Here is an 8,641-nt window from a genome sequence, read left to right on the forward strand (position 1 = left end):
GGCTTCCTCTTCAGCGTCCACTGCCGGACCTTCGGGGGCAAACAGGTTCATGCCGCTGGAATGGCTTTCGTATTCCCCTCCGGAATATCCTTGCCTGTTCTCCAGTTCCTCCACCGGAACGGAGAGCGGAATCGGCGGCTGTCCGGCATAAGGCAGCGTGAAGTGTTCCTGCAAGGCGTTGGCAGAAAGTTCCTTGCCCATGCGTGAGCCGTTTAACACGCAGCCCGTGCGGTGGTCGATGAACGTGGCTCCATAGATGCGCCCTTCCTCCGTGTAGCGTAGCACGGTGTCGATGCCCTTCCTTTTGAGCGTGGCAACAAACTTCTCCTTGTCATACGTGCCTTCCAGCACGGAAAAGACGGTGCGTTTCGTCATGTCAGCAAGTTTCCTGTCCTTAATCTCCTGCTTGGAACGGGCAAACTTCTTCTGTACGGCTTCATAGCCGACGGACTTCCCGAACAGTGAGGACTTGAAAGGATTACCGACCTTGTTACCCTTATCGTCCGTGACGGAATAGACCAGCCCGTGATACTCACGTCCGCGCACATTGCCATGCGCTTCCTCCACCGTCATATTATATAAGGAAAGAAGGGCGCGGTATTCGCCCATCGTCTGAAACTTGTATCTGCGGTTCAGTTCTCTAATCAGATTCCCCGCCTGCTTCTTCACGTCGCCCGCAGAAGCGTCCACTTTGCGCAGCGGCGTATCAAGACGGCGGTTCTTGCGTTCCGCGTCGTGCAGCCCGTATTTCCGTTCCAGTTCGCGTGTTATCTGCTTGCTCCGGTAAAAGTTATTCCGGGTGTCTATGCTCCTGCCTTCCTCGTCCACCCTGACCGTCACAATATGCAGATGGTGGCGGTCGATGTCCTCATGCTTGAAAACGAGATACGGCTGGTTGCCGAACCCCATCTTCTCCAGATACTCCCGTGCGATGTCCTGAAGTTCTGTGTCCGTCAAAATATCGTCGGGATGCGGATTGAGCGAGATATGCACCACCGGTTTCTTCACCTTCGACCGCACGGGCATCAGAGCGAGAAAGTCCTCCATAGCCCGGTGGATATCCACCGTCCCCGAACCGTCATTGTAGATGCGGTTGGTTGTCAGAAGCCGCCCTTTCGCCTCGTTGATCTTTTCCCCGTTGTAGGCAAGTGCGCCGTACAACGAGTTTCCTACACTGATTTTTGCGACCATTTTTCCTGCATCTCTCTTGAAAGTTCCACAATCCGGCGGCTCAGTTTCACGAGTTCGACGGTCTGTTGCTCCAGCTTGTAGAGCAACGCCATCGCCTTTTTCTCGGAAAAATGCAGCCTCAGTTCCTTCACGACTTGGTTGTAGTTCGTGCCTATCGCGCGGAACTGCGCATGAAAATCGGACAGTTTGGTGTAGTAATCCACCAGCGTCTTGTCCACTTTCAGCACTTTGAACGGCTGCCCGAAGAAGTGCGCTTTCAGGAAGACCGACTTGGCGTAAACGCCCGACTTCTCGAACATGGAGAGGAAACGGTTGTGTTCCTCCTCGCTGAAACGGACGGTGTAGCGGAACACCGCCGGATCGAGTTTGGGATTTCTCCCGCCTTTGTTTCTTCTTTTTTCACTCATATTACTTTGGATTTAGCGGTTTGACGGCATAAGCCGCCGCTTCGAGGCACAGCACCGCAGGTTTGAGAGGCTTCCCGACTTCGGAGGGTAAGCCCGCCCCCCTGCAAGGGCAAGGCGTTTTCGTGGCTGCTCAAAATATTTTGAGCGGCTGAAAACATACCTTGCTATGTTCAGGCGAACATAAAAATCCGTCGGGGCCGGATTGGGGGAATGCCTTTCAAACTCCGGGCTGCGCCACCTGCGGCGAACCCTGCCGTTCGGGTGCAAAGTTACGCCCTTAAAGCGGTATCGGACAGAGGCTTGACCCGGACAATCAGTGCCAACCGGCGCAACATGCCGCCACTTGTCGGGGAAGTGATACAGGTTCAAAAATATCCTTGTTTATTTGCAGCATGATTCAAGAAACGAACGATTTGAAGATATGAAAAATGAGGCTTTCAAATACCCGGCAAACCGCTTCGGCGGCTATTTGCCTGACCGGATACCCGAACCTTCGGATACCCGGTTTTACAATGACGCGGTGATTCACGGATTCAATGACTTCATGACGCAATGTCGTCATTCATCAGTTATCCGAATCCCTGCCCCACCGTTGAAGCGGATACGTGACGAACCGGACAGTCAGAGATTCGCGGACGCGGATATACATGTCACCGATTCCGTATCGGAGCAGGAAAACAATTCATCAACCATTAAAACCAACAGAACCATGAGTAATGAAACATTCGTTGCATTCGCAACACAGAAAGGGGGTATCGGCAAATCCACCGTCACGGCACTTGCCGCCAACTACCTCCACAACGTGAAAGGACACAATGTCGCAGTCATAGACTGCGACACCCCGCAGCACAGCATACACGGGTTGCGTGAACGTGAAACGGGACTTATCGGCGGGAGCCTCTATTTCAAGGCACTCGCGTGTGACCACTTCCGCAAGATAAGGAAGAACGCCTACCCGGTCATCGCAAGCGACGCCCTTAACGCCCTCGATGATGCCGAAAGGATGCTTGCCGAAGAAGAGGTGAAACCCGACATCGTGTTTTTCGACATGCCGGGAACCCTGAAAAGCAACGGCGTGGTCAAGACCCTCTCGCAGATGGACTACATCTTCGCGCCCATGAGTGCCGACCGTTTTGTCGTGGAAAGCACCCTGCAATTCGCTGTGATGTTCCGTGACAACCTCATGACGACGGGACAGGCGAAAACAAAAGGGCTGTACCTGTTCTGGACGATGGTGGACGGCAGGGAGAAGAACGGGCTTTACGACCTGTATGAGGATGTGATCGCCGAGATGGGGCTGCCGGTGCTGTCCACCCGCCTGCCCGACAGCAAGAAGTTCCGGCGCGACCTCTCGGAAGAGCGCAAGAGCGTGTTCCGCTCGACCATCTTCCCGATGGATGCGTCCCTGCTGAAAGGGAGCGGCATCCGTGAGTTCTCGGAAGAGATAAGCCGTATCATCAGACCTCAATAATCATGGGCAGCAGGAAAGTGAACACCGAAGGCATTGACGAGGAACTGTTGATAGCCTCCATCGGCAGACGCAGGCAGGACGGGACCCTGTACCACGCGCAGGAGCCGCCCGCGCCTGCTCCCGAAGAAAAAAGCGTCCCTGAAACGGAACCGCCGCCCGCGCAATACACGGCAAAGGAAAAACCGCAGAGGGACACTGTCCGCCGCAAACGGCAGGAGGACGACTATTCCGGGCTGTTCCTCCGCCGCAACGAGATAAAGACGCGCCAGTGCGTCTATATCAGCCGCGATGTCCACAGCAAGATTCTCAAAATCGTGAACGACATCGCCGGGCGTGAAATCTCGGTAGGCGGCTACGTGGACACCGTGCTGCGCCAACATCTGGAACAGCACAAGGAGAAAATAAACGAACTGTACAAGAAACAACGTGAAGACTTGATTTGAATATGGAAAAGAACCAGAAAAACAGAAGTCCGCAGCATGACGGCGGCGGTATGCTTGCCCAAGTGCAGGCGAGTGTGGAAATCCTATCCCCCGTGCCGTTAGGCGGCAAATGCGGTGAAAAGGACTATGAACGGCTGTTCATCCGTGAAGCCGAAGTGAAGGCACGCGAGGGAAAGATGGCGTATGTGCGTCCGGAGTACCACGACCGCATCATGCGCATCACCCGTGTGATCGGGCATGACAAATTGTCGCTGTCCGCCTACATCGACCATGTGCTTACGCACCACTTCAACCAGTGCGAGGAGGCGATAAAGAGCCTTTACGCCCAGAATTACGACGCAGTATTTTAACCCTCAAAAAGAGAACGTGCATGAGTGAAACAATAAGCATGACTGATATTCTGCTGACCGTATCGGTCGGCTGCAACCTGTGGTTCCTGTTCCTGCTCCTTTATGACAGGATCATGGAAACCAGACTTGTCCGCTTCCTAAGAAGCATAGCCGGAGTGTGGCGGTCGTTGGGCGGCACGGCGGCAAAGCCCGAAACGGTAAGGGACACACCGCCCGCAGACACCCCGGACATCATCGGCAAGAGCCGTTTCAGGATGGCATCGCCCCGGACAACCGCTGCCATACCGACGCAAGAAGCCGCCACTTCGGAAAAAGGCATTGAGCTGACGGAGGAAGAGACTACTTTTGACGACGGAAACACGGAAACCGTGTCCCGTCCCGCACAAGTCCCGGAGGATAAACTCGACGAAACCTTCACGAGCCTCACGCCTTCGGAACTGGAGTTCGGGGAGGACGAGCCGGAGGAAGAAACGCCCGACGCGCCGAGGGCATCGGGAAGCAGTTTCGACGAGATAGACGATGCGGTCAGAACCGCCAAGAACCCGGAAGCGACAACGACGGAACGGGAGCGGGCGGCAAAGGTCTTCACCGACATGGAAGGGACGGAGCTGTACGAGAAGCTGATGACCGGCTCGTCTGAAATGAGCATCCGCATCAAGGGACTTATCGAAATCCGGCTGAAGAAGAATAAACCGAAAAAGGATTTTGTCGTCCCGGACAGTATTGAGAACTTCGACATCCGCAACTATGTATAACGACTAAAAAAGAATGAGAATGAAAACGTAAGACGGCATCACCCACGCGCACGGCGGTACAAGGTACAGCCAATTCGCAACGGACACACCCAAGTCCGTAGAAACAAACGGGCAACCCACTAAACCAAAGTAAAGTAATCGAGTATCAACCGCCCGACAAAGGACCATCCACCCTTTGGACGGCACAAAACAAGAACAGTTTATGAACAAGAACAACAGACAGAAACTTATCCTCTCTGCGGCACTTCTGGTTGCCGCAACCGCCTCCGCCTTCGCGCAGGGAAACGGCATCGCGGGCATCAACGAAGCCACCTCTATGGTGAGTTCGTACTTCGACCCCGGCACGAAACTCATCTACGCCATCGGCGCGGTAGTCGGGCTTATCGGGGGCGTGAAAGTGTATGGGAAATTCTCGTCCGGCGATCCCGACACATCCAAGACTGCCGCCTCGTGGTTCGGGGCGTGCATCTTCCTGATTGTCGCCGCCACCATCCTGCGCTCATTCTTCCTTTAATAAACAATGTATGGCTGAATACCCGATAAACAAGGGTATCGGCCGTCCGGTAGAGTTCAAGGGTTTGAAGGCTCAGTACCTCTTCATCTTCTGCGGAGGTCTGCTGGCTCTCTTCGTCCTGTTCGTCATCCTCTACATGGTCGGCATCGACCAGTGGGTATGTATCGGCTTCGGCGTGGCATCGTCTTCCATCCTCGTATGGCAGACCTTCGCGCTGAACGCCCGGTACGGCGAACACGGACTGATGAAATTAGGGGCAACAAGGAGCCATCCCCGATACCTTATCAACCGGCGGCGGATCACCCGATTATTCAAACGGAAACGAAAGGAAGAAACGACATGAGGAATACATCCAAAATGACAACACTGGAAAACAAGTTCCCGCTATTGGCGGTGGAGCAAGGTTGCATCATCTCCAAAGACGCCGACATCACGGTGGCTTTCGAGGTGGAACTGCCGGAGCTTTATACCGTGACGGGTGCGGAGTACGAGGCTATACACGGCTGCTGGTGCAAGGCGATCAAGGTGCTGCCGGACTTCTCCGTCGTCCACAAGCAGGACTGGTTCATCAAGGAGAAGTACACGCCGGAACTTCACAAGGACGACATGAGTTTTTTGAGCCGCTCTTTCGAGCGGCACTTCAACGAGCGACCGTACCTGAAGCACACGTGCTACCTCTACCTGACCAAGACGACGAAGGAGCGTAACCGGATGCAGAGCAATTTCAGCACGCTGTGCCGGGGGCATATCATCCCGAAGGAACTGGACAAGGAAACAGCCGCGAAGTTCATGGAGGCTGCGGAACAGTTCGAGCGCATCATCAACGACAGCGGCTTTGTCAGGCTGCGCCGCCTCTCCACCGACGAGATCGTGGGGACAGACGGCAAAGCCGGACTGATAGAGCGTTACTTCTCGCTCATGCCCGAAGGCGACGCCACGTTACAGGACATAGACCTCTCGGCACGGGAGATGCGCATCGGCGACAATCGCCTGTGCCTGCACACCCTGTCCGACGCGGAAGACCTTCCCGGCACGGTGGCTACCGACACACGGTATGAGAAACTCTCCACCGACCGCTCGGACTGCCGCCTCTCCTTCGCCTCCCCGGTGGGGCTGCTGCTCTCCTGCAACCACATTTACAACCAGTACGTGATTATCGACAACAGCGAGGAGAACCTTCAAAAATTCGAGAAGTCCGCAAGGAATATGCAGTCGTTATCCCGATACAGCCGGAGCAACAGCATCAACCGCGAGTGGATAGACCGCTACCTGAACGAGGCGCACTCCTACGGGCTGACCTCGGTGCGGGCGCACTTCAACGTCATGGCGTGGAGCGACGACGCGGAAGAGCTGAAGCACATAAAGAACGACGTGGGCAGCCAGCTGGCAAGCATGGAGTGCGTGCCGCGCCACAACACCATCGACTGCCCGACACTTTATTGGGCGGCTATGCCCGGCAACGCGGCGGACTTTCCGGCGGAAGAGAGTTTCCACACCTTCATCGAACAGGCGGTGTGCCTCTTCACGGAGGAAACCAACTACCGCAGCTCGCTCTCGCCCTTCGGCATCAAGATGGTGGACAGGCTCACGGGAAAACCGCTGCACCTCGACATCAGTGACCTGCCGATGAAGCGGGGCATCACCACGAACCGTAACAAGTTCGTATTAGGTCCTTCGGGCAGTGGCAAGTCGTTCTTCATGAACCACCTCGTGCGGCAATACTACGAGCAGGGCGCGCATGTGGTATTGGTGGACACGGGAAACTCCTATCAAGGGCTATGCGAGATGATACGGCGCAAGACGGGCGGCACGGACGGCGTGTATTTTACCTACACGGAGGAGAAGCCCATCAGCTTCAACCCGTTCTATACCGACGACTACGTGTTCGACGTGGAGAAAAAGGACAGCATAAAGACGCTGCTGCTGACGCTCTGGAAGTCGGAGGACGACAAGGTGACGAAAACCGAAAGCGGGGAATTGGGCAGTGCCGTGAGTGCCTACATCGAGCGCATCAGGGCTGACCGGAGCATCGTCCCCTCGTTCAACACCTTCTACGAGTACATGCGCGACGACTACCGCAGGGAACTGGCGGAACGCGACATCAAGGTGGAGAAGGAGGACTTCAACATCGACAACATGCTCACCACCATGCGGCAGTATTACCGGGGCGGACGCTACGACTTCCTGCTCAACTCGGCGGAGAACATCGACCTGCTGGGCAAACGGTTCATCGTCTTCGAGATCGATTCCATCAAGGACAACCGCGAACTGTTCCCGGTAGTGACCATCATCATCATGGAAGCCTTCATCAACAAGATGCGGCGTCTGAAAGGTGTGAGAAAGCAGCTTATCGTGGAAGAGGCTTGGAAGGCTCTCTCGTCGGCGAACATGGCTGATTACCTGCGCTATATGTACAAGACGGTGCGCAAATACTTCGGTGAGGCAATCGTGGTGACGCAGGAGGTGGACGACATCATTTCCTCGCCCGTCGTCAAGGAGAGCATCATCAACAACTCGGACTGTAAAATCCTGCTTGACCAGCGCAAGTACATGAACAAGTTCGACCAGATTCAGGCGTTGCTCGGACTGACGGAGAAGGAGAAGTCGCAGATACTCTCCATCAACATGGCGAACAACCCCTCACGGCTCTACAAGGAGGTGTGGATAGGCTTGGGCGGCACGCAGTCGGCGGTCTATGCCACCGAGGTGAGCGCGGAAGAGTATCTGGCGTACACCACCGAGGAAACGGAAAAGGTGGAGGTGTACCGTCTGGCGGAGCAATTGGGCGGCGACATCGAAGCCGCCATCCGACAGCTTGCCGAAAGACGGAGAAACAAGCAGTAAGTAATCAATAATCGGTAAAACAGATTTATCAACGAAAAAAGAAAAGCGTATGAGCATATCAAGAATGAAGATGCTGCAAGTCAGCAAGTGTCTGATCGGATTGGCGGTCATGGTGCTGCAATCCTGCGACGTGGCGGAGAACCGCCGCGACCTGCTGTGCGGGAATTGGGAAAGCGTGGAGGGCAAGCCCGACGTGCTTATCTACAAGGAGGGCGAAGCCTACAAGGTGACGGTATTCAAACGGAGCGGCATCCGCCGCAGGCTGAAACCGGAAACCTACCTCTTGCAGGAGGAGAACGGCAACCTGTTCATGAACACCGGCTTCCGCATCGACGTGGCGTATAACGAAGCCACCGACGTGCTGACCTTCTCACCGAACGGGGACTACGTGCGTGTGAAGCCGCAGCCGGAAACTCCGGCAGGAAAATAAGAACCGCTAAAATCCAAAGAAACATGAGAACAAGAATAACATTCGTCATCTGCCTGTGCCTGCTTCTCGCGGGCAGGGCTTCCGCCCAATGGGTCGTGAGCGATCCGGGCAATCTGGCGCAGGGCATCATCAATGCCTCGAAGAACATCATCCACACCTCGAAGACCGCCACGAACATGGTGAATAACTTTCAGGAAACGGTGAAAATCTACGAGCAGGGCAAGAAGTATTACGAC

The 8,641-nt window shown here is 55.1% G+C and carries 11 protein-coding genes; 9 read left to right on the forward strand and 2 right to left on the reverse strand.

All coding sequences use genetic code 11. The features are described from left to right. On the reverse strand, positions 1-1,191 hold a 1,191-nt coding region (gene mobB / locus WKT12_RS15935; protein ID WP_340320295.1), incomplete at its 3' end, for a conjugal transfer protein MobB. Continuing rightward, positions 1,170-1,598 (reverse strand): conjugal transfer protein MobA, encoded by a 429-nt coding sequence (gene mobA, locus WKT12_RS15940; protein ID WP_005809224.1) that lies wholly within the window; start codon positions 1,596-1,598, stop codon positions 1,170-1,172. The genes mobB and mobA, both read right to left, overlap by 22 nt. Before the next feature lie 421 nt (positions 1,599-2,019). Between mobA and WKT12_RS15945 the strand changes: the two genes are divergently transcribed. From WKT12_RS15945 to WKT12_RS15985, 9 genes are all read left to right on the forward strand, one after another. Continuing rightward, positions 2,020-3,069, forward strand: a complete 1,050-nt coding sequence (locus WKT12_RS15945; RefSeq protein ID WP_007366517.1) for a ParA family protein — start codon at positions 2,020-2,022, stop codon at positions 3,067-3,069. A 2-nt stretch (positions 3,070-3,071) separates the two neighbouring features. Beyond that, positions 3,072-3,512, forward strand: coding sequence for a DUF3408 domain-containing protein (locus WKT12_RS15950; protein ID WP_007366516.1), 441 nt, complete (start codon positions 3,072-3,074; stop codon positions 3,510-3,512). 2 nt (positions 3,513-3,514) lie between these two features. After that, positions 3,515-3,862, forward strand: a complete 348-nt coding sequence (locus tag WKT12_RS15955) for a DUF3408 domain-containing protein (RefSeq protein ID WP_028899187.1) — start codon at positions 3,515-3,517, stop codon at positions 3,860-3,862. Positions 3,863-3,882: 20 nt separating this feature from the next. Beyond that, entirely contained in the window at positions 3,883-4,617 is a 735-nt protein-coding gene (locus WKT12_RS15960; protein ID WP_007366514.1) for a hypothetical protein, read from the forward strand. A 202-nt stretch (positions 4,618-4,819) separates the two neighbouring features. Beyond that, positions 4,820-5,131, forward strand: coding sequence for a DUF4134 domain-containing protein (locus WKT12_RS15965; protein WP_009016663.1), 312 nt, complete (start codon positions 4,820-4,822; stop codon positions 5,129-5,131). A gap of 10 nt (positions 5,132-5,141) precedes the next feature. Next, positions 5,142-5,474, forward strand: coding sequence for a DUF4133 domain-containing protein (locus WKT12_RS15970; protein WP_007366512.1), 333 nt, complete (start codon positions 5,142-5,144; stop codon positions 5,472-5,474). Beyond that, positions 5,471-7,975 carry a TraG family conjugative transposon ATPase gene (locus WKT12_RS15975; protein WP_005850488.1) on the forward strand — a complete coding sequence of 835 codons (2,505 nt, stop codon included), beginning with the start codon at positions 5,471-5,473 and terminating at the stop codon, positions 7,973-7,975. Before WKT12_RS15970 ends, WKT12_RS15975 begins: the two co-directional genes overlap by 4 nt. A 49-nt stretch (positions 7,976-8,024) precedes the next feature. Next, the gene (locus WKT12_RS15980) at positions 8,025-8,405 is read left to right on the forward strand and encodes a DUF3876 domain-containing protein (RefSeq protein ID WP_007366509.1); all 381 of its coding nucleotides are present in this window, start codon (positions 8,025-8,027) and stop codon (positions 8,403-8,405) included. Positions 8,406-8,428: 23 nt separating this feature from the next. Next, positions 8,429-8,641, forward strand: a 213-nt coding sequence (locus tag WKT12_RS15985; protein ID WP_340320296.1) for a DUF4141 domain-containing protein, incomplete at its 3' end; no start/stop codon positions are given.

The organism is Phocaeicola sp. HCN-6420 (assembly GCF_037890145.1).
Lineage (GTDB): Bacteria > Bacteroidota > Bacteroidia > Bacteroidales > Bacteroidaceae > Phocaeicola.

Bases quoted from the DNA above. Each gene is read 5' to 3' on its own strand.
- mobA (WP_005809224.1), bottom strand. From the start codon at position 1,598: ATGAGTGAAAAAAGAAGAAACAAAGGCGGGAGAAATCCCAAACTCGAT.
- WKT12_RS15945 (WP_007366517.1), top strand. From the start codon at position 2,020: ATGAAAAATGAGGCTTTCAAATACCCGGCAAACCGCTTCGGCGGCTAT.
- WKT12_RS15950 (WP_007366516.1), top strand. From the start codon at position 3,072: ATGGGCAGCAGGAAAGTGAACACCGAAGGCATTGACGAGGAACTGTTG.
- WKT12_RS15955 (WP_028899187.1), top strand. From the start codon at position 3,515: ATGGAAAAGAACCAGAAAAACAGAAGTCCGCAGCATGACGGCGGCGGT.
- WKT12_RS15960 (WP_007366514.1), top strand. From the start codon at position 3,883: ATGAGTGAAACAATAAGCATGACTGATATTCTGCTGACCGTATCGGTC.
- WKT12_RS15965 (WP_009016663.1), top strand. From the start codon at position 4,820: ATGAACAAGAACAACAGACAGAAACTTATCCTCTCTGCGGCACTTCTG.
- WKT12_RS15970 (WP_007366512.1), top strand. From the start codon at position 5,142: ATGGCTGAATACCCGATAAACAAGGGTATCGGCCGTCCGGTAGAGTTC.
- WKT12_RS15975 (WP_005850488.1), top strand. From the start codon at position 5,471: ATGAGGAATACATCCAAAATGACAACACTGGAAAACAAGTTCCCGCTA.
- WKT12_RS15980 (WP_007366509.1), top strand. From the start codon at position 8,025: ATGAGCATATCAAGAATGAAGATGCTGCAAGTCAGCAAGTGTCTGATC.